Origin of the sequence: Helicobacter pylori, from assembly GCF_014496485.1 — a bacterium.
Lineage (GTDB): Bacteria > Campylobacterota > Campylobacteria > Campylobacterales > Helicobacteraceae > Helicobacter > Helicobacter pylori_DD.
This window is the reverse complement of the sequence record NZ_JACTAX010000007.1, coordinates 45,743-64,707: the sequence shown is the minus strand read 5'-3', so window position 1 is coordinate 64,707 and position 18,965 is coordinate 45,743. Positions and strand designations below refer to the sequence as shown.

The 18,965-nt window shown below is 41.6% G+C and carries 33 protein-coding genes and 1 pseudogene; 32 read left to right on the top strand and 2 right to left on the bottom strand.

The window, feature by feature from the left end; genetic code table 11:
- The first annotated feature begins 103 nt into the window (after positions 1-103).
- The 3 genes and pseudogenes from fumC to IC572_RS05090 all read left to right on the top strand — a co-directional run bounded on the left by fumC (position 104) and on the right by IC572_RS05090 (position 2,418).
- On the top strand, positions 104-1,495 hold the full coding sequence (gene fumC / locus IC572_RS05100; protein WP_187855271.1) for a class II fumarate hydratase: 1,392 nt from the start codon (positions 104-106) through the stop codon (positions 1,493-1,495).
- Positions 1,496-1,517: 22 nt separating this feature from the next.
- Positions 1,518-1,769, top strand: a complete 252-nt coding sequence (locus tag IC572_RS05095) for a hypothetical protein (RefSeq protein WP_187855270.1) — start codon at positions 1,518-1,520, stop codon at positions 1,767-1,769.
- Positions 1,770-1,799: 30 nt separating this feature from the next.
- A pseudogene (locus IC572_RS05090) lies at positions 1,800-2,418 on the top strand (ribonuclease HII).
- Here IC572_RS05090 and IC572_RS05085 read toward each other — a convergent pair.
- Both IC572_RS05085 and IC572_RS05080 read right to left on the bottom strand, forming a co-directional pair.
- Complete coding sequence (locus IC572_RS05085) at positions 2,392-2,970, bottom strand: hypothetical protein (RefSeq protein WP_187855269.1); 579 nt, start codon at positions 2,968-2,970, stop codon at positions 2,392-2,394. The pseudogene IC572_RS05090 and the gene IC572_RS05085 overlap by 27 nt on opposite strands.
- Positions 2,971-3,290: 320 nt before the next feature.
- Positions 3,291-4,322 (bottom strand): ATP-binding protein, encoded by a 1,032-nt coding sequence (locus IC572_RS05080; RefSeq protein WP_332246575.1) that lies wholly within the window; start codon positions 4,320-4,322, stop codon positions 3,291-3,293.
- Positions 4,323-4,588: 266 nt separating this feature from the next.
- On the opposite strand from IC572_RS05080, the gene rpsJ reads away from it, so the two are divergent.
- From rpsJ to rplQ, 29 genes are all read left to right on the top strand, one after another.
- Entirely contained in the window at positions 4,589-4,903 is a 315-nt protein-coding gene (rpsJ, locus tag IC572_RS05075) for a 30S ribosomal protein S10 (RefSeq protein WP_000411561.1), read from the top strand.
- Between the two features lie 36 nt (positions 4,904-4,939).
- Positions 4,940-5,515 (top strand): 50S ribosomal protein L3, encoded by a 576-nt coding sequence (gene rplC / locus IC572_RS05070; RefSeq protein ID WP_000395323.1) that lies wholly within the window; start codon positions 4,940-4,942, stop codon positions 5,513-5,515.
- A gap of 34 nt (positions 5,516-5,549) precedes the next feature.
- Positions 5,550-6,197 carry a 50S ribosomal protein L4 gene (gene rplD, locus IC572_RS05065; protein WP_000030132.1) on the top strand — a complete coding sequence of 216 codons (648 nt, stop codon included), beginning with the start codon at positions 5,550-5,552 and terminating at the stop codon, positions 6,195-6,197.
- Positions 6,198-6,200: 3 nt separating this feature from the next.
- Positions 6,201-6,482 (top strand): 50S ribosomal protein L23, encoded by a 282-nt coding sequence (locus IC572_RS05060; protein WP_000763613.1) that lies wholly within the window; start codon positions 6,201-6,203, stop codon positions 6,480-6,482.
- Between the two features lie 15 nt (positions 6,483-6,497).
- Entirely contained in the window at positions 6,498-7,328 is an 831-nt protein-coding gene (gene rplB / locus IC572_RS05055; RefSeq protein WP_000985818.1) for a 50S ribosomal protein L2, read from the top strand.
- 11 nt (positions 7,329-7,339) lie between these two features.
- On the top strand, positions 7,340-7,621 hold the full coding sequence (gene rpsS / locus IC572_RS05050) for a 30S ribosomal protein S19 (protein ID WP_000091385.1): 282 nt from the start codon (positions 7,340-7,342) through the stop codon (positions 7,619-7,621).
- 9 nt (positions 7,622-7,630) lie between these two features.
- Positions 7,631-7,999 carry a 50S ribosomal protein L22 gene (gene rplV, locus IC572_RS05045; protein WP_000030375.1) on the top strand — a complete coding sequence of 123 codons (369 nt, stop codon included), beginning with the start codon at positions 7,631-7,633 and terminating at the stop codon, positions 7,997-7,999.
- Positions 8,000-8,002: 3 nt separating this feature from the next.
- On the top strand, positions 8,003-8,707 hold the full coding sequence (gene rpsC / locus IC572_RS05040; protein WP_000529972.1) for a 30S ribosomal protein S3: 705 nt from the start codon (positions 8,003-8,005) through the stop codon (positions 8,705-8,707).
- Between the two features lie 2 nt (positions 8,708-8,709).
- Positions 8,710-9,135, top strand: a complete 426-nt coding sequence (rplP, locus tag IC572_RS05035; RefSeq protein ID WP_000928961.1) for a 50S ribosomal protein L16 — start codon at positions 8,710-8,712, stop codon at positions 9,133-9,135.
- A complete protein-coding gene (gene rpmC, locus IC572_RS05030; protein WP_000877877.1) occupies positions 9,122-9,322 on the top strand; it encodes a 50S ribosomal protein L29 in 201 nt (66 codons plus the stop codon). Before rplP ends, rpmC begins: the two co-directional genes overlap by 14 nt.
- A 13-nt stretch (positions 9,323-9,335) precedes the next feature.
- Complete coding sequence (gene rpsQ, locus IC572_RS05025; protein ID WP_001092746.1) at positions 9,336-9,596, top strand: 30S ribosomal protein S17; 261 nt, start codon at positions 9,336-9,338, stop codon at positions 9,594-9,596.
- 2 nt (positions 9,597-9,598) lie between these two features.
- Positions 9,599-9,967 (top strand): 50S ribosomal protein L14, encoded by a 369-nt coding sequence (gene rplN / locus IC572_RS05020; protein WP_077643097.1) that lies wholly within the window; start codon positions 9,599-9,601, stop codon positions 9,965-9,967.
- Entirely contained in the window at positions 9,967-10,188 is a 222-nt protein-coding gene (gene rplX / locus IC572_RS05015; RefSeq protein WP_000834238.1) for a 50S ribosomal protein L24, read from the top strand. The genes rplN and rplX overlap by 1 nt, the downstream gene beginning before the upstream one ends.
- A gap of 12 nt (positions 10,189-10,200) precedes the next feature.
- Complete coding sequence (rplE, locus tag IC572_RS05010; protein ID WP_000467354.1) at positions 10,201-10,746, top strand: 50S ribosomal protein L5; 546 nt, start codon at positions 10,201-10,203, stop codon at positions 10,744-10,746.
- A 9-nt stretch (positions 10,747-10,755) separates the two neighbouring features.
- Positions 10,756-10,941 carry a type Z 30S ribosomal protein S14 gene (locus tag IC572_RS05005; RefSeq protein WP_001085694.1) on the top strand — a complete coding sequence of 62 codons (186 nt, stop codon included), beginning with the start codon at positions 10,756-10,758 and terminating at the stop codon, positions 10,939-10,941.
- Between the two features lie 9 nt (positions 10,942-10,950).
- The gene (gene rpsH, locus IC572_RS05000) at positions 10,951-11,346 is read left to right on the top strand and encodes a 30S ribosomal protein S8 (protein WP_000245805.1); all 396 of its coding nucleotides are present in this window, start codon (positions 10,951-10,953) and stop codon (positions 11,344-11,346) included.
- Positions 11,347-11,356: 10 nt separating this feature from the next.
- The gene (rplF, locus tag IC572_RS04995; protein WP_187855267.1) at positions 11,357-11,893 is read left to right on the top strand and encodes a 50S ribosomal protein L6; all 537 of its coding nucleotides are present in this window, start codon (positions 11,357-11,359) and stop codon (positions 11,891-11,893) included.
- 13 nt (positions 11,894-11,906) lie between these two features.
- The gene (rplR, locus tag IC572_RS04990) at positions 11,907-12,263 is read left to right on the top strand and encodes a 50S ribosomal protein L18 (protein WP_000991857.1); all 357 of its coding nucleotides are present in this window, start codon (positions 11,907-11,909) and stop codon (positions 12,261-12,263) included.
- A gap of 14 nt (positions 12,264-12,277) precedes the next feature.
- Entirely contained in the window at positions 12,278-12,721 is a 444-nt protein-coding gene (gene rpsE, locus IC572_RS04985; protein ID WP_001860543.1) for a 30S ribosomal protein S5, read from the top strand.
- 17 nt (positions 12,722-12,738) lie between these two features.
- Positions 12,739-13,140, top strand: a complete 402-nt coding sequence (rplO, locus tag IC572_RS04980; RefSeq protein ID WP_000522153.1) for a 50S ribosomal protein L15 — start codon at positions 12,739-12,741, stop codon at positions 13,138-13,140.
- Between the two features lie 42 nt (positions 13,141-13,182).
- Positions 13,183-14,445 (top strand): preprotein translocase subunit SecY, encoded by a 1,263-nt coding sequence (gene secY / locus IC572_RS04975; RefSeq protein WP_187855266.1) that lies wholly within the window; start codon positions 13,183-13,185, stop codon positions 14,443-14,445.
- Entirely contained in the window at positions 14,445-15,206 is a 762-nt protein-coding gene (gene map, locus IC572_RS04970) for a type I methionyl aminopeptidase (RefSeq protein WP_039081851.1), read from the top strand. Before secY ends, map begins: the two co-directional genes overlap by 1 nt.
- Positions 15,206-15,424, top strand: coding sequence for a translation initiation factor IF-1 (gene infA, locus IC572_RS04965; protein WP_000090248.1), 219 nt, complete (start codon positions 15,206-15,208; stop codon positions 15,422-15,424). Before map ends, infA begins: the two co-directional genes overlap by 1 nt.
- Before the next feature lie 78 nt (positions 15,425-15,502).
- The gene (gene rpmJ, locus IC572_RS04960) at positions 15,503-15,616 is read left to right on the top strand and encodes a 50S ribosomal protein L36 (RefSeq protein ID WP_000868339.1); all 114 of its coding nucleotides are present in this window, start codon (positions 15,503-15,505) and stop codon (positions 15,614-15,616) included.
- A gap of 3 nt (positions 15,617-15,619) precedes the next feature.
- Complete coding sequence (rpsM, locus tag IC572_RS04955) at positions 15,620-15,982, top strand: 30S ribosomal protein S13 (RefSeq protein ID WP_000090809.1); 363 nt, start codon at positions 15,620-15,622, stop codon at positions 15,980-15,982.
- Positions 15,983-16,004: 22 nt separating this feature from the next.
- Complete coding sequence (gene rpsK / locus IC572_RS04950; RefSeq protein ID WP_001129297.1) at positions 16,005-16,400, top strand: 30S ribosomal protein S11; 396 nt, start codon at positions 16,005-16,007, stop codon at positions 16,398-16,400.
- 9 nt (positions 16,401-16,409) lie between these two features.
- Positions 16,410-17,036, top strand: a complete 627-nt coding sequence (gene rpsD, locus IC572_RS04945; RefSeq protein ID WP_187855265.1) for a 30S ribosomal protein S4 — start codon at positions 16,410-16,412, stop codon at positions 17,034-17,036.
- 11 nt (positions 17,037-17,047) lie between these two features.
- Positions 17,048-18,082 carry a DNA-directed RNA polymerase subunit alpha gene (locus IC572_RS04940; protein WP_000864546.1) on the top strand — a complete coding sequence of 345 codons (1,035 nt, stop codon included), beginning with the start codon at positions 17,048-17,050 and terminating at the stop codon, positions 18,080-18,082.
- Positions 18,082-18,432: a 50S ribosomal protein L17 gene (gene rplQ / locus IC572_RS04935; protein ID WP_001216119.1), complete on the top strand. Its 351-nt coding sequence runs from the start codon at positions 18,082-18,084 to the stop codon at positions 18,430-18,432. Before IC572_RS04940 ends, rplQ begins: the two co-directional genes overlap by 1 nt.
- The last annotated feature ends 533 nt before the right edge of the window (positions 18,433-18,965 follow it).

Sequence of the window (18,965 nt, the reverse complement as noted above, 5' to 3'; positions counted from 1 at the left end):
AAAATTGTGGAAATGGTGTTTAAAAAATTAAGGTTTTAAGTAGAAGGTATAAGAGTTTATGCTATTTTTTTAAGGTTTTAAAATCAAATTTCAAAGGATTAGTATGCAATTTAGGATTGAACATGACACGATGGGCGAAATCAAAGTAGATGATAGCCAATACTGGGGGGCTCAAACGCAACGCAGTCTTGAAAACTTTAAGATCGGCACTGAGAAAATGCCTAAAGAACTCATTGGTGCGTTTGCCAAACTCAAAAGGAGTCTGGCGGTAGTTAACCACAAGTTAGGGAAATTAAGCCTAGAAAAATCACAAGCCATTATCAAGGCGTGCGATTGCATTTTAAAAGGCGAGCTGTGCGGCGAATTCCCGTTGGCGATATGGCAAACAGGGAGCGGGACTCAAACGAACATGAATCTCAATGAAGTCATTGCCAATAAGGCTACCGAAATTTTAGGGGGTAATTTCAGAGAGAAAAAACTCATCCACCCTAACGATGATGTGAACATGTCTCAAAGCTCCAACGACACTTTCCCTACCGCAATGCACATTGTGAGCGTGCTAGAAATCACGCACAAGTTACTGCCCAGTTTAGAGAATTTGTTAAAGACCTTTAAAGACAAAAGCCAGCAATTTAAAGAGATTGTCAAAATTGGGCGCACGCATTTACAAGACGCCACGCCTTTAACTTTGGGGCAAGAATTTAGCGGGTATGCGAGCATGCTAGAGCATTCTAAACAACAAATTTTAGAGAGTTTGGAGCATTTAAGGGAATTAGCCATAGGCGGGACGGCCGTAGGCACAGGTCTAAACGCTCATAAAGAATTGAGCCAAAAAGTGGCTGAAGAATTGAGCCAGTTTAGCGGCGTGAAATTCGTCTCTGCGCCCAATAAATTCCACGCGCTCACTAGCCATGACGCTATCGCTTATGCGCATGGGGCTTTTAAGGCTTTAGCGGCGAATTTAATGAAAATCGCTAACGATATTAGATGGCTTGCGAGCGGGCCGCGCTGTGGTCTGGGCGAGCTTAATATCCCTGAAAACGAGCCGGGCAGTTCTATTATGCCCGGTAAAGTGAACCCCACGCAATGCGAAGCGATGACCATGGTGGCCGTGCAAGTGATGGGGAATGATACCGCTATTGGCATTGCGGCCAGTCAGGGTAATTTTGAATTGAACGTGTTCAAGCCGGTGATCATTTATAATTTCTTGCAGAGTTTGAGGCTACTAAGCGATAGCATGGAAAGTTTTAATATCCATTGCGCGAGCGGTATTGAGCCTAACAAAGAAAAGATTGATTATTACTTGCACCATTCTTTAATGCTAGTAACCGCCCTTAACCCGCATGTAGGCTATGAAAACGCCGCTAAAATCGCTAAAAACGCCCACAAAAAAGGCATTTCTTTAAAAGAAAGCGCGGTGGAATTGAAACTCTTGAGCGCTGAAGATTTTGACCAATTCGTGGTGCCTGAAAAGATGATCGGGCCTAAGGCTTGAAAACCTTGGGCGGGCGTGCGAGATGAATCCTGAAAAAGCCACTCATAGCAAAGAGATTCGTAAGATCTTAAAAGAAGCGTTGCATGACAATAAAGATTTGAATCTTTATTTGGAATCTGGAAGCAAGCATGCCAAGCTAACTAGTGGGGCGAATCATTTGACTATCCTCTCATCGCCAAGCGACAGAAAAAGCGTGAAAAACTTTGAAAAAGAATTGACAGAGTTTATTAAGAAATTAAGAGAAAACAGGATAGTGCATGGAGAGTGTGAGTAGGGATTTTGATACCGGTTTGGTTGCGTATCAATGGTTTTAGGCATTGATGAAGCGGGGAGGGGGTGTTTGGCCGGTTCGCTTTTTGTGGCTGGGGTGGTGTGCAGCGAAAAAACAGCCTTAGAATTTCTAAAAATGGGTCTTAAGGATAGCAAAAAGCTCAGCCAAAAAAAGCGCTTTTTCTTAGAAGATAAAATCAAAACGCATGGTGAGGTGGGGTTTTTCGTGGTTAAAAAAAGCGCGAATGAAATTGATAGCTTGGGCTTAGGGGCGTGTTTGAAACTCGCTATTCAAGAAATTTTAGAAAATAGTTGCTCTTTAGCCAATGAAATAAAAATAGACGGCAACACGGCGTTTGGCTTGAACAAACGCTACCCCAATATACAAACCATCATCAAGGGCGATGAAAAGATTGCTCAAATCGCTATGGCGTCTGTTTTAGCGAAAGCTTCTAAGGACAGAGAAATGCGACAATTGCACGCTTTGTTTAAGGAATACGGCTGGGATAAGAATTGCGGGTAATGGGACTAAACAGCATATAGAAGCGATCATTAAGCTAGGGGCTACGCCTTTTCATCGGCGTAGCTTCATGCTTAAAAACCGCTCATTATTTCAAACCAAACCCCTAGAGGTGGAACAACGCCTTATTTAAAATGGCGCTGAGATGGGTAGCGCTCGTTGAAGAAAGGTCGATGCGTTTGGCTTTAAAGTAAGCGATTAAGTCTTCAGGCTGAATGAAAGGGAATTGCACCATGACATACACACGATGGTTGGTGGTATCCACGAACCTTTTAGCCAAAATGGATTTAGACGTTAAAAAATCAACAAGCCCGAATAAATGGTTGATAGCGTTATTTTTAACTTGAAGCGCTTTAACAATGCGATTGTGCATTTTAGTGATTAAAACGCTTTCTAAAGTGCTGTAAGCGTTCATTCTGGCCCTTAAAAAAGCGATTTCTTCAGCGTTTTTTTCAGGGGGCAATTTGTCATCATAGGGGATGTAATTGGCGTAAAAATCGTTCCTTTTACCAGAAATAAAAGCCGATCCGACATATTGATTGGGCGGGTTCTTTTTGTCAAAAAGATTGATTTTAAGCCAATCAGGATAGTTGATCGTGTCTTTTAAACTATGAGCATGCGTTGTTTGAGCGAAGAGGCCTAGGGATAACAAGGCGCAGAAACTTAATTTTTTCAATGCGTTCATTATAGCTTCCTTTCTATAAAAAAAATATCCTACGCTTTTAGGGTAGGCGGTATTTCTCAAAAAGACGAAATACTGGGATAGCTTATAGCGAGTTAGCTTAAGAAAAAATAAAAAATATTAAATAATCAATTAAAAATTTTAGTAATAATATTAAATACATAAATACATAAATACATAAATACATAAATACATAAATACATAAATACATAAATACATAAATACATAAATACATAAATACATAAATACATAAATACATAAATACATAAATACATAAATACATAAATACATAAATACATAAATACATAAATACATAATAACTATTATATCAAAATAGATTGAATATCCAAAGAAAAATCAATGAAATTAAGGTGTTTGTAGGGGGGATTAGTTGCTGAAATGGGGGCGTTGATAGAAACCACCACGATATTTAAAAACCCATGCTCATGGCACCATAAAAGCTGTTTTTCTAAAAAATGGGGCGTGGGGAAAGCGTGGGCGATGAGGGCGAGCTTGTTGGTAGAATTTTTATGCAAGATAAAAATCCCGTTGTCATGGGAGTAAAGCTCGTAGTTTGGGAATTGCTTGTAAAGCTCTAAAAAAACCATGTTTTCAAAAACGTTTAAAAGCGAAGGGCTAGGAGTCAGGCTATAAGGCAGGGCAAAATCGCACAGATACAATTTGGTTTTATGGTTTTCAAAACTGGGGACTAAAAAAAGGATGCGCTGTTTTTCTAGCGCGTGTAACAATTTATAAAGGGTGTCTTTAGAGATTTTAAGCTCTTTTTTGAGCTGCGTATAAAGATAAAAAGCGCTCACAAACTTAGATTGATACGCGCAGATTTTAGCTATTAAGGGGGCGTAAGCTTGAAAGATTAATTGAATATTTTCTTGTTTTTTTAGGATTTTTTCTTGCCCATTTTCTGTAAAAAGCGAATCTAAAGCGTTGCCGTCTCTTAAAAAGCGGTTAAACAGGGTGTTTTTAGGGGTGTTGGGCTTGAAAAAGCTAGTGTATTCTTTAAAATCCAACCCTAACGCATAGCGCAAGCTAAAATCTTTTTCCGCTATGGGGCTTAAATAATTAGGGATAAGAACGATTTTAGAAAGCTTTGGCAGGCTGAAATCCAAGCGCTCTATATTGTCTAAAATGAGCAAATCCATTTTCTTTTCCAAATGCCATTTTAAAAGCCATGAGCTTAGAATGTTTTTACTCAAACGCATGTCATTGTAATTGATATACACAGGGTTTTTAAAATTTTTCGCTAGTTTGAGGGCGAAAGTGGTTTTACCGGATTTCATCGGCCCTAAAAGACAGATTTTATCGCTTGAAGGCGGGTTTGAAAGCGGGTTGTTCAAAGCCGGCTCTTTAGGGGTTTCAAAAGGCCCAAAAGGGTGCAAGCAAGAAAGGGGCATGAACTTCCTTTCAAATGGGATTGGATTAAGATAATCGTAGCGCATTTTTTTATATTTCCTTATAAAAAGGAAGTAAAAATCTCTAAAAAGCCCTAAAAATAGCAAAAGTTATTGACTAAATAGCGCATTTTGAGTAGTATTTCAGTTTTTATTTTATTGTTTTATTCTGTTTTGAGTAACGAATGAAACGAGTTCTTTTAGGAGAGTTTATGGAAAAAATCAGGTTGAAGCTCAAAGCTTATGACCATAGAGTGTTGGATCGCTCTGTTGTGGCTATCGTGGAAGCCGTAAAGCGCTCAGGTTCTGAAATTAGAGGGCCTATCCCTTTACCGACTAAGAATAAGCGTTACACCGTTTTGCGCTCCCCGCATGTCAATAAGGATTCAAGAGAGCAGTTTGAGATTAGGGTTTATAGCCGATTGATTGATATTATCTCGGCCACCCCAGAAACCGTGGATAGCTTGATGAAGTTGGATTTAGCTCCTGAAGTGGATGTAGAAGTAACTTCTATGGAAACGAAGTAGTCCTAACGCATTGAGATCATAAAATAAGGGTTAGATATGGAATTTTTAGTTCAAAAGATAGGCATGAGCCGCACGATTGACGCTAACAGCACGCCTGTAACCTTGCTTAAAGTCTTGCAAGCGAAAGTGTGCCAGCTAGAAAACGGGAAAGCTTTAGTGGCCTATGCGATGCATAAAAAACACAATAAGGCGATTGAAGGCCAGCAAAAAAAATACCAACTCAGCAAAGAGTTTAACCATTTCGCCACCTTAAAAGCTTCCCAACAACAAGAGTTGGGCGATTTGGATTTGAGCGCTTTAGAAACGCTTAAAAGGGTTAAAGCGAGCTTTAAAACGAAGGGGAGAGGCTTTGCGGGGGTGATGAAGCGTTGGAATTTCCAAGGTGGGCCTGCAGCGCATGGGAGCCGTTTCCATCGCCGTCCTGGCTCTATTGGTAACAGAGAATGGCCAGGAAGAGTGCAAAAGGGTAGGAAAATGGCAGGGCATTATGGCAATGAGCTAGTTACTTGCCAAAACGAGGTGCTCTCTTTTGATAAAGAAAGTATGGTGTTAGTGCTAAAGGGTTCAGTGGCCGGCTTTTCTGGGGCTTATGGACGCATTAGAGCGGTATAAAACCATACATTGAATATAATATAAAGGGTTTGATATGAGTAAGGCCATCGTTTTAGACAGCCATTTGAAAGAAAAGGGTAGCGTGGAGTTACCTAAAAGATATGAGGGTATCAACAGCCATAACCTCTATCTTTATGTGAAACATTATTTATCTTCTGCGCGCGCTAATACCGCTAAAAGTAAAAACCGCGCTGAAGTGAGCGGGGGCGGTAGGAAGCCTTGGGCGCAAAAAGGGGGCGGAAGAGCCAGAGCAGGGAGCATCACTTCGCCTGTGTTTGTGGGTGGGGGTGTCTCTCATGGGGCTACGAATAAGCGCAATTACAACCTTAAAATCAACAAAAAACAAAAACGCTTGGCTTTAGAATACGCTTTAGAAGAAAAAGCGCAAGCGAACAAGCTGTTTGTGGTGGAAAAAATCGCTATAAAGGGCGTGGTTGAAGACAATAAAAGGAAGCATTTGACTAAAGAAGCCAACCAAATGTTCCAGGCTTTAGAGCAACGAGACACTTTGTTTGTGTGTTTAAACATGGACGAATACACCGAGTTAGCCTTTAGTAACCTTAAAAAATGCCTCATTATTGATGTGAGCGAGTTAAACGCTTATCTTTTAGCGGCGTTTAGCTCTGTCGTGATGGAAGAAGCGGCGTTTCAGCATGCGGTGCAAGATAAGACAGAGGAGTAAAAAATGGCAGACATCATGGATATAAAGTCAATTCTTTACACTGAAAAGTCATTAGGATTGCAAGAAAAAGGTGTTTTAGTGGTCCAAACGGCTCAAAATGTAACCAAAAACCAGCTCAAAGAAGTGTTTAAAACTTACTTTGGCTTTGAGCCTTTGAAAATCAATTCTTTGAAACAAGAAGGTAAGGTGAAACGCTTTAGAGGGAAGCTTGGACAAAGAAAGTCGTTTAAGAAATTTTATGTGAAAGTTCCAGAGGGCGCTAGCATTGCCGCCCTTGGCGCGTAGAAAGGAGAAAGCGTTATGGCGATTAAAACTTATAAGCCCTACACCCCAAGCAGACGCTTCATGTCGGTGTTGGACTCTAAAGACATTACCGCAAAAAGCAGTGTCAAAGGCTTACTCACTAAGCTTAAAGCGACAGCAGGGAGGAACAATAACGGGCGAATCACCAGCCGCCACAAAGAGAGAGGGGCTAAAAAACTCTACCGCATTATTGATTTCAAGCGCAACAAATACAACATTGAAGGGAAAGTAGTTGCGATTGAGTATGATCCTTACAGAAACGCGCGCATCGCTCTTGTAGTCTATCCTGATGGGGACAAACGCTATATTTTACAGCCAAGCGGTTTGAAAGTGGGCGATAGCGTTATCGCTGCTGAAGGCGGTTTGGATATTAAAGTGGGCTTTGCGATGAAGTTAAAAAATATCCCCATAGGAACGGTGGTGCATAACATTGAAATGCATCCAGGGGCTGGTGGGCAATTAGCTAGAAGTGCAGGAATGAGCGCTCAAATCATGGGTAGAGAAAATAAATACACCATTATTAGGATGCCAAGCTCTGAAATGCGCTACATTCTAAGCGAATGCATGGCGAGTGTTGGCGTGGTAGGGAATGAGGATTTTATCAATGTCTCTATCGGTAAGGCAGGGCGTAACCGCCATAGAGGGATTCGCCCACAAACTCGTGGTAGCGCGATGAACCCAGTGGATCACCCGCATGGTGGGGGTGAGGGTAAAACAGGGACAAGCGGTCATCCTGTATCGCCTTGGGGCACTCCAGCTAAGGGCTATAAAACTAGAAAGAAAAAAGCTAGCGACAAGCTCATCATTTCCAGAAAGAAACATAAATAAAGGGTTAAAGAATGTCTAGGTCAATTAAAAAGGGTCCTTTTATAGACGACCACTTGATGAAAAAAACGCTCAAGGCAAAAGAGGGTAAGGATAACCGCCCGATTAAAACATGGTCTAGAAGAAGCACCATTTTGCCTGAAATGATTGGTTTTACTTATAATGTGCATAATGGCAGGGTTTTTGTCCCTGTGTATATCACAGAAAACCATGTGGGTTATAAGTTAGGGGAATTCGCTCCTACAAGAACTTTTAAAGGGCACAAAGGCAGTGTCCAAAAAAAGATTGGCAAGTAAGGGGGTAGAATGAGTAAAGCGTTATTAAGATTTGTGCGGTTATCTCCTACTAAAGCCAGATTGATTGCAAGACAGATCCAAGGCATGAACGCTGAATTAGCGATCGCTAGTTTGGAATTTACGCCCAATAAAGCGGCTAGAGTGCTTTCAAAAGTGGTGGCTTCTGCGGTCGCTAACGGCTCATTAGACGCCAAGAGCGCTCTGATTGTTTCTTGCAGAGTGGATGCTGGCCCTGTGCTTAGGCGTTCCATTCCAAGGGCTAAAGGCAGAGCCACAGCCATTAGAAAGCCAACATCTCATGTATTCGTAGAAGTAGCAGAAGGGAAAGAAATGAAATCTTCTAAAAGCCATAAAAAAAATCAAGCAGAAGGTAAGTAGGGCATGGGACAAAAAGTTAATCCGGTAGGTTTAAGATTAGGTATTAATAGGAATTGGACTTCCAGATGGTTCCCTAGCGCTCGCACCGCTCCAAGCAATATTGATGAAGACAATAAGATTAGGAAATTCCTTAAAAAAGAGCTTTATTATGCCGGCGTGAGCGAGATTGTGATTGAAAGAGCGGCTAAAAAACTGCGCGTTACGGTCGTAGCGGCTCGCCCAGGGCTTATCATTGGTAAAAAAGGCGTGGATATTGAAAAAGTCAAAGAAGGCCTAAAAACGCTCATTAAAAAAGAAGTCTCCATTAATATTAAAGAAGTCAAACGCCCCCAAGCTGACGCCCAATTAGCCGCAGAAAATGTAGCCACCCAACTAGAAAAAAGGGTCGCTTTCCGCCGCGCGATGAAAAAAGTCATGCAAGCGGCGTTAAAATCCGGCGCTAAAGGGATCAAGGTGCGCGTTTCTGGCCGTTTAGCAGGGGCTGAAATCGCTCGCACCGAATGGTATATGGAAGGGCGCGTGCCTTTACACACCTTAAGGGCTAAGATTGATTACGGCTTTGCTGAAGCGATGACGGTATATGGTATTATTGGCGTGAAAGTGTGGATTTTCAAAGGGGAAGTTTTGCAAAAAGGCATCCAATTTGAGAAAAAAGAAGAGGCTAAAGAAGAAAGAGAGCCTAGAAGAAGCAGAAGAGGGAGGCAATAATCATGTTAATGCCAAAAAGAACAAAATACAGAAAGCAAATGAAAGGGCGCAATCGTGGGAAAGCCCATCGTGGTAACTCCATTGCGTTTGGGGATATTGCGATTAAAGCCATAGAGCATGGGAGGATTGATTCACGCCAGATTGAATCCGCAAGGGTGGCCATGACAAGGCACATTAAAAGAGCGGGTAAGGTGTGGATTAGAGTGTTTCCTGATAAGCCTTTGACCGCTAAACCTTTAGAAACGAGAATGGGTAAAGGTAAAGGCTCTGTGGAAAAATGGGTGATGAATATCAAGCCGGGCAGAATCGTTTATGAAATGCTAGGCATTGAAGAAGGACTAGCGAGAGAAGCTTTAGCACTAGCTCAGAGCAAACTTCCTTTTAAAACCAAAATTGTAACTTGTGAGAGCGAAAATGAAATATACTGAATTGAAAGATAAGAGTATCAAGGAATTAGAAGAGTTGTTGCATGCTAAAAAAGCGGAGCTTTTTGAGTTGCGCATTAAGTTAAAGGCTATGCAATTGAGTAATCCTAACGAGATTAAGAAAGCCAGAAGAAATATCGCTCGCATTAACACGGCCATTAATGCGCATTATTCTTCTAGCGTTGAGTAAAAAAGGGTAAGCAATGAATACGAAAGAGCCGCATAAGAGGTTAGTGCAAGGCAAGGTTATCAGCAAGTTTGCTGAAAAAAGCGCTGTGATTCTTGTGGAAAGAAAAGTGGTGCATGAAAAATACCGCAAGATTGTTAAAAAGTTCAAAAAATACACCATCCATGATGAAAACAATCAGGTGAAAGTAGGGGATTTTGTGAGCGCGATTGAGTGCAGACCGCTTTCTAAAACCAAGTCCTTCACGCTTAAAGAAATTTTAGTAGTGGGAGTATAAGCATGATACAGAGTTTTACGAGATTGAATGTCGCTGACAATAGCGGCGCGAAAGAAATCATGTGCATTAAGGTGTTAGGAGGCAGTCACAAACGCTATGCGAGCGTGGGTAGCGTGATCGTGGCTTCCGTGAAAAAAGCTATCCCTAATGGTAAGGTGAAGCGTGGTCAAGTCGTCAAAGCCGTTGTGGTGAGAACGAAAAAAGAAATCCAAAGGAAAAATGGTTCTTTGGTGCGTTTTGATGACAATGCAGTGGTGATTTTGGACGCTAAAAAAGATCCTGTTGGCACAAGGATTTTTGGGCCAGTGAGCCGAGAAGTGCGTTACGCTAATTTCATGAAAATTATTTCTCTAGCACCGGAGGTTGTATAATGAAAAGCGAAATCAAAAAAAATGACATGGTGAAAGTCATTGCAGGAGACGATAAGGGCAAGGTCGCTAAGGTTTTAGCGGTGTTGCCTAAGACTTCTCAAGTGGTTGTTGAAGGGTGTAAGGTGGTGAAAAAAGCGATTAAACCTACTGATGATAACCCTAAAGGGGGCTTTATCCATAAAGAAAAGCCCATGCACATTTCCAATGTGAAGAAAGCCTAAGGAGTTGGATACATGTTTGGTTTGAAACAATTTTATCAAGATGAAGTGAGGGCAAAACTCGCTCAAGAATTAGACATCAAAAACCCCATGCTTTTACCCAAGCTAGAAAAAATCGTTATCAGCGTGGGCGCTGGGGCTCATGCAAAAGACATGAAAATCATGCAAAATATCGCGCAAACGATTTCTTTGATTGCAGGGCAAAAAGCCGTTATCACTAAAGCGAAAAAATCCGTTGCAGGCTTTAAGATCAGAGAAGGCATGGCGGTAGGGGCGAAAGTTACCTTAAGGAATAAACGCATGTATAATTTCTTAGAAAAGCTGATTGTGATTTCATTACCCAGAGTGAAAGACTTTAGAGGGATTTCACGAAATGGTTTTGATGGGCGTGGGAATTACACCTTTGGGATCAATGAGCAGTTGATTTTCCCGGAAGTGGTTTATGATGATATTATGGTCAGTCATGGCATGAACATCACTATGGTAACTTCTACGGACAACGATAAAGAAGCGTTCAAGTTGTTAGAATTGCTTGGATTGCCTTTTGCAAAAGTGAGATAAGGGATTAATATGGCTAAAAAATCAATGATAGCAAAGGCTCAGAGGAAACCAAAATTCCAAGTAAGGGCTTATACCAGATGCCGCATTTGTGGGAGACCTCATTCGGTTTATAGGGATTTTGGGCTTTGTAGGGTGTGCCTAAGAAAAATGGGCAGTGAGGGACTCATCCCAGGCTTGAGAAAAGCCAGTTGGTAAGGATAAGATATGGTAAATGATATAATTGCAGATTCATTAACTCGTTTGAGAAACGCTTCCATGCGCCGATTAGAATTCACACAGCTTTATTACGCAAAGATCGTGGTTTCTATTTTAGAGATTTTTAAAGAAAAAGGCTTCATTAAAGATTTCAATGTCAAAGATAAAGACAAGAAACAATCGGTTTATGTGCAATTGGCTTATGATGAAAAAGGGCATTCAAAAATCAGCGAAGTGAAGCGCTTAAGCAAGCCCGGTCGTCGTGTGTATAAGCAAAAAAACGAGTTGAAGCGCTTTAAAAATGGCTATGGCGTGATTGTGGTAAGCACTTCTAAAGGGGTGATCACTAACGAAGAAGCTTACAGACAGAATGTCGGTGGCGAAGTGCTTTGTAGCATTTGGTAAAGGATTGAAAATGTCAAGAATTGGGAAAAGAATCATTGAAATTCCAAGCTCTGTGCAAGCGAGCGTTGAAGGGAGCAAGCTTCTTTTTAAAAACAATAAAGAAAAGCATGAGTTAGAAACTCATAACCGAGTGAAAATCACGCTTGAAAACAACCAATTGAGCTTCCAGCCTGTGGGCGAAGACGCGCAGTCTAGGGCTTATTGGGGGACTTATGGGGCTTTAGCGAATAACATTGTAATAGGCTTAAGCACCGGTTTCAGTAAGACTTTAGAAGTCAATGGCGTGGGCTATAAGGTAGCTTTGGGTCATAAAACTTTGGATTTGAGCTTGGGTTTTAGCCACCCGGTGAAATACCCCATTCCAGCAGGGATTGAAATGGTGGTGGAAAAAAACACGATCACTATCAAAGGGAGCGATAAGCAAAAAGTAGGGCAAGTCGCCGCTGAAATCAGGAGCTTCAGACCCCCAGAGCCATACAAGGGCAAGGGCGTGAAATACAGCAATGAAGTCATTATTAGAAAAGCTGGTAAGACAGCTAAAAAATAAATAAGGTGGAGTGATGAACGCGAAAGCATTGTATAAAAAGAAAGCCTTAAGGGATCGCCGAAAATTAAGGATTAAAAGCAAGCTCTTGGGCGATGCGTTAAGGCCTAGGGTGAGCGTTTTTCGTTCGAATCGCTATTTCTATGCGCAAGCGATTGATGATGTTAAACAAAGCACCATAACGCATATTGATGGCAGGAAAATGGGCTTTAAAAACACGCAAGAAGACGCTAAAAAATTAGGTGTTCTCTTTGCTGAAGAATTGAAAAAAGCAGGGATTGAGCGAGCGGTTTATGACAGGAATGGTTACCTCTATCATGGCGTGGTGGCAGCGTTTGCTGAAAGCTTGAGAGAGAACGGGATCGCTCTATGACAGAAAGGAAAGGTATGGAAGAGATTAACAGAGAAGAGTTTCAAGAAGTCGTTGTGAATATTGGTCGTGTAACCAAAGTGGTTAAGGGCGGTAGGCGGTTTCGTTTTAACGCTTTAGTGGTTGTGGGCAATAAAAATGGGCTTGTAGGCTTTGGTTTGGGCAAGGCTAAAGAAGTCCCTGATGCGATTAAAAAAGCGGTAGATGATGCGTTTAAAAACCTAATTCATGTAACCATTAAAGGCACGACTATCGCTCATGATATTGAGCATAAATACAACGCAAGCCGTATTTTACTCAAACCGGCAAGTGAGGGAACGGGAGTGATTGCTGGGGGTTCAACGCGCCCTATCGTGGAATTAGCAGGCATTAAGGATATTCTAACCAAATCTTTAGGCTCCAACAACCCCTATAATGTGGTGCGCGCGACTTTTGACGCTTTAGCGAAAATCAAGGCGTAGTTAAAAAGGATATTGTAATGGGATTAGAAAATTTAAAACCGGCTAAAGGTAGCGTTAAGAAAATCAAACGAGTGGGCCGTGGTCAAGGAAGCGGCATGGGAAAAACTGCCACAAGGGGCGGTAAAGGCCAAACCGCAAGGACAGGCTATAAGGCTAAAAGAGGCTTTGAAGGAGGGCAGCAACCCTTACAACGCCGTTTGCCTAAAATAGGTTTTAGGGCTAAAGATTCTCATATCTATTCTATCAATGTGGAAAAGAATGAAGCGATTAAAAATTTAGAAGAGATTACTTTTTCAAGCTTGCGCGCCTTACACCATTTCCCCCTTTATATTGAAGGCGTGAAATTGATCGGTAAAGACGCTAAAAACCTAGCTTCTAAAATTAAAGATGAGAGAATCAAAACAAGCGGGCAGAAATAATGCCCCTATTGTATCAGCTTGATTTAAGAGGAATAAGTTATTATGAATAAAGCTATTGCTAGTAAGATACTCATCACTTTGGGTTTTTTATTTCTCTACAGAGTCTTAGCTTATATCCCCATTCCTGGCGTAGATTTAGCAGCGATCAAGGCTTTTTTTGACAGCAACTCCAACAACGCTTTGGGGTTGTTTAACATGTTTAGCGGGAATGCGGTTTCTCGCTTGAGCATCATCTCTTTGGGTATCATGCCCTATATCACTTCTTCCATTATCATGGAGCTTTTGAGCGCGACTTTCCCTAACCTGGCTAAAATGAAAAAAGAGCGAGACGGCATGCAAAAATACATGCAAATCGTGCGCTATTTGACCATTTTAATCACCCTAATCCAAGCGGTGAGCGTTTCAGTGGGCTTAAGGAGCATTAGCGGAGGAGCCAATGGGGCGATCATGATTGATATGCAAGTCTTTATGATCGTTTCAGCGTTTTCTATGCTTACAGGGACGATGTTGCTTATGTGGATAGGGGAGCAAATCACGCAAAGGGGCGTGGGGAATGGGATTAGCCTCATTATTTTTGCCGGGATTGTTTCAGGGATCCCATCAGCTATTTCAGGCACATTCAATTTGGTCAATACGGGCGTTATTAATATCTTAATGCTCATCGGTATTGTGCTGATTGTTTTGGCGACGATTTTTGCGATTATCTATGTGGAATTAGCTGAGCGCAGAATCCCTATTTCTTATGCGCGTAAAGTGGTGATGCAAAACCAAAACAAGCGTATCATGAATTACATTCCCATTAAGTTGAATTTAAGCGGGGTGATCCCCCCCATTTTCGCTTCAGCGTTGCTCGTGTTCCCTTCTACGATTTTACAGCAAGCCACAAGCAATAAGACTTTGCAAGCGATTGCGGATTTTTTAAGCCCGCAAGGGTATGCGTATAATATTTTGATGTTCTTACTCATCATCTTTTTTGCTTACTTTTATTCTTCTATCGTGTTCAATTCTAAGGATATTGCGGATAGTTTGAGGCGTAATGGCGGGTATATTCCAGGGCTTAGGCCTGGAGAGGGGACTTCATCGTTTTTGAATGCTGTAGCGAGCAAACTCACTTTGTGGGGTTCGTTGTATTTGGCGCTCATTTCTACCGTGCCTTGGATTTTGGTTAAGGCTATGGGCGTGCCTTTTTACTTTGGAGGCACGGCGGTGCTGATTGTGGTTCAAGTCGCTATTGACACCATGAAAAAGATTGAAGCGCAAATTTATATGAGCAAGTATAAAACTTTAAGCGCGGTAGGCTTTTAATGGCGATCTCTATTAAAAGCCCAAAAGAAATCAAAGCTCTAAGAAAAGCTGGGGAATTAACTGCGCAAGCGTTAGCCCTTTTAGAGCGAGAAGTAAGGCCTGGGGTTTCACTTTTAGAGCTGGATAAAATGGCTGAAGATTTTATTAAATCCTCTCATGCTAGGCCTGCTTTTAAGGGGCTCTATGGTTTCCCCAACTCGGTGTGCATGTCCTTAAATGAGGTGGTTATTCATGGCATTCCTACGGATTATGTTTTACAAGAAGGGGATATTATAGGCTTGGATTTGGGGGTGGAGGTGGATGGCTATTATGGCGATTCGGCTCTCACGCTTCCTATAGGCGCGATAAGCCCGCAAGATGAAAAATTGCTCGCTTGCTCTGAAGAGAGCTTGATGCATGCCATTAACTCCATTAGAGTGGGCATGCATTTTAAAGAGTTGAGTCAGATTTTAGAGGGCGCTATTGTAGAAAGGGGCTTTGTGCCTTTGAAAGGATTTTGTGGGCATGGCATTGGTAAAAAACCCCATGAAGAGCCAGAAATCCCCAACTACCTAGAAAAAGGCGTCAAGGCTAATAGCGGCCCTAAAATCAAAGAGGGCATGGTATTTTGCTTAGAGCCTATGGTGTGTCAAAAACAGGGCGAGCCTAAAATACTAGCGGATAAGTGGAGCGTGGTTTCAGTGGATGGGCTTAACACAAGCCACCATGAGCATACTATCGCCATAGTTGGCAATAAAGCAGTGATTCTTACGGAGCGTTAATGGCAAGAGATGATGTTATAGAAGTGGATGGGAAAGTGATTGAGGCGTTGCCTAACGCTACTTTTAAGGTGGAGTTAGACAATAAGCATGTGGTGTTGTGCCGTATTTCTGGAAAGATGCGCATGCACTATATTAGGATTGCTTTAGGCGATAGGGTCAAGCTAGAGCTTACGCCCTATAGCTTAGACAAGGGTCGGATAACTTTTAGATATAAATGAATTTAAGGGTTATTTCAATGAAAATATGTTAATATAAAAGTTTTTAGTAGTGCCTAATTTTTTCAAAGGAGAAAAATCATGAAAGTCAGGCCATCAGTGAAAAAGATGTGCGATAAGTGCAAAATCATTAAAAGAAGGGGCGTTATTAGAGTGATCTGCGCTACCCCTAAACACAAACAAAGACAAGGATAAAGCATGGCAAGGATTGCTGGTGTAGATTTACCAAAAAAGAAGAGAGTAGAGTATGCCCTTACCTATATTTATGGGATTGGGCTTAAGAGTTCCAGAGAGATTTTAGAAGCGGTGGGCATTTCTTTTGATAAGCGCGTGCATGAATTGAGCGAAGATGAAGTGTCTAGCATCGCTAAAAAAATCCAGCAAAGCTACTTAGTAGAGGGCGATTTGCGTAAAAAAGTTCAAATGGATATTAAATCCTTAATGGACTTAGGGAATTATCGTGGGATCAGGCACCGTAAGGGTCTTCCTGTGAGAGGCCAAACCACTAAAAATAACGCTAGGACTCGTAAGGGTAAGAAAAAAACCGTGGGCAGCAAGTAGCGGATAAGGAGATGATGATTTAATGGCTAAGAGAAATGTAGTGGCTAAAAAGAAAGTAGTCAAAAAGAATATTGCTAGAGGGGTTGTTTATATTTCAGCGACCTTTAATAATACCAACATCACTATCACTGATGAAATGGGCAATGTGATTTGCTGGAGCACGGCGGGCGGTTTAGGGTTTAAAGGCTCTAAAAAATCCACCCCTTATGCGGCCCAACAAGCTGTAGAAAGCGCTCTAAGCAAGGCTAAAGAGCATGGCGTTAAAGAAGTGGGCATTAAGGTTCAAGGGCCAGGCAGTGGGCGTGAGACCGCCATTAAGAGCGTGGGCGCGACAGAGGGCGTTAAAGTGCTTTGGATTAAAGACATCACCCCGCTCCCTCATAATGGTTGCAGACCCCCTAAAAGAAGAAGAGTGTAAGGAGGCTTTATGGCAAGATATAGAGGCGCAGTAGAAAGACTAGAAAGGCGTTTTGGGGTTTCTTTAGCCTTAAAAGGTGAAAGGCGATTGAGCGGGAAGAGCGCGCTAGATAGAAGGGCTTATGGGCCAGGTCAGCATGGGCAAAGACGCGCTAAGACTTCTGATTATGGGTTGCAGTTGAAAGAAAAGCAAAAAGCTAAAATGATGTATGGCATTTCTGAAAAGCAATTCAGGAGTATTTTTGTGGAAGCCAATCGCTTGGACGGCAATACGGGTGAAAACCTTATCCGCTTGATTGAGAGAAGATTGGATAATGTCGTTTATCGCATGGGGTTTGCGACCACTAGAAGCTCTGCTAGGCAATTGGTAACGCATGGGCATGTGCTTGTGGATGGTAAGCGTTTGGATATTCCCTCTTATTTCGTGCGTTCAGGGCAAAAAATTGAGATCAAAGAAAAAACCAAGAGCAACCCTCAAGTGGTGCGCGCGATGGAATTGACAGCTCAAACAGGGATTGTGCCATGGATTGATGTGGAAAAAGATAAAAAATACGGCATCTTCACCCGCTACCCTGAAAGAGAAGAAGTGGTTGTCCCTATTGAAGAAAGACTCATTGTGGAATTGTATTCTAAGTAAGGGGTTAGAGCATGAAAGTTATCAAAACAGCACCTTTGATCCCATCAGAAATTAAGGTGCTAGAGAAAGAGGGCAATCGGGTTAAGATTTCTCTGGCTCCATTTGAGTTTGGTTACGCTGTTACGCTCGCTCATCCTATTAGAAGGCTCTTGCTTTTAAGCTCTGTGGGGTATGCTCCTGTAGGTTTAAAGATTGAAGGCGTCCATCATGAGTTTGACTCATTAAGGGGGGTTACTGAAGACGTGTCGCTTTTTATCATGAATTTAAAGAATATCCGCTTTATAGCCAAGGCGTTAGTGGGGCAGGATAGTTCTTTAGAAAACCAATCGGTTGTGGTGGATTATTCTTTTAAAGGGCCTATGGAACTTAGGGCTAGGGATTTGAATTCTGAGCAGATAGAAATCGTCAATCCGGAAATGCCCCTAGCGACAATCAACGAAGACGCTCAATTGAATTTTTCGCTCATTATCTATAAAGGAATGGGGTATGTCCCAAGCGAAAACACAAGGGAATTGATGCCTGAGGGCTACATGCCGCTAGACGGATCTTTCACGCCGATTAAAAAGGTCGTTTATGAGATTGAAAATGTTCTGGTTGAGGGCGATCCCAACTATGAAAAAATCATTTTTGATATTGAAACAGACGGGCAGATTGACCCTTATAAAGCGTTTTTGTCAGCGGTGAAAGTGATGAGCAAGCAACTAGGCGTTTTTGGCGAAAGACCCATTGCTAACACGGAGTATTCAGGCGATTACGCTCAAAGAGATGACGCTAAAGATTTGAGCGCTAAAATTGAAAGCATGAATTTGAGTGCCAGGTGTTTTAATTGCTTGGATAAAATCGGCATCAAGTATGTGGGCGAACTCGTGTTGATGAGCGAAGAAGAGCTTAAGGGCGTGAAAAACATGGGTAAAAAATCCTATGATGAAATCGCTGAAAAATTGAATGATTTGGGCTATCCGGTAGGCACAGAATTAAGCCATGAACAAAGAGAGAGTTTAAAGAAAAGATTAGAAAAATTAGAAGATAAAGGAGGTAACGACTGATGAGACACAAACACGGATACCGCAAGCTTGGGAGAACCAGCTCGCACAGGAAGGCGTTATTAAAGAATTTAGCGATCGCTTTGATTGAGCATAACAAAATTGAAACAGGGATTTATAAAGCTAAGGAGTTGCGCAGTTACATTGAGAAATTAACAACAGCGGCTCGTGTGGGCGATTTTAATGCGCACCGCCATGTTTTTGCGTATTTGCAAAACAAAGAAGCCACCCACAAGCTTGTAACTGAAATCGCGCCCAAATACGCACAAAGGAATGGCGGATACACCAGAATCCAACGCACCACTTTTAGAAGAGGGGACGCTTCCACTCTAGCCACCATTGAATTTGTGTGAAATGTGATGGACTGCTAGCCAAGATTTAGTCTTGGTTGGTATTATCGCTTTGATTTATCTTATTTTAAAAGAAGTGCTCAAAAGCTTTGACTTTGTTTTATTGATCATGAAATCTAAAAAGCATTTTCTGTAATCAAAATATAAAAGAGCTTAGTTAAGCGATAACCTCCAAACTGCAAAAATAAAGTAACTAAAACCCTATTTTTTAAAAAATTAAAATAAACTCAAAACTCGCACTGGCTTTTATCCCACCCTTTAATGACCCTGTTGTATTCTTGAATCGCCTAAACTTCATCGTTCAAATAGATTTTTCTGTCTTTACTTGAGCGGTATTCCTTACATTTTTATTAAGATTTTTAATTGGTTTGATGATTTTAAGAAATCCAACTGCTGAAGATTAAGTTAGATGGATTGTTTTTTAGACATGCTAGATATTGGCTATTCCTCTATACTAAACTGCTTTGGATTTTAGCCGATATGAGTGATAGGTTGATTTGTTCGCTTTGTAGTGGTTTTGTTGAAAAAATATGAAC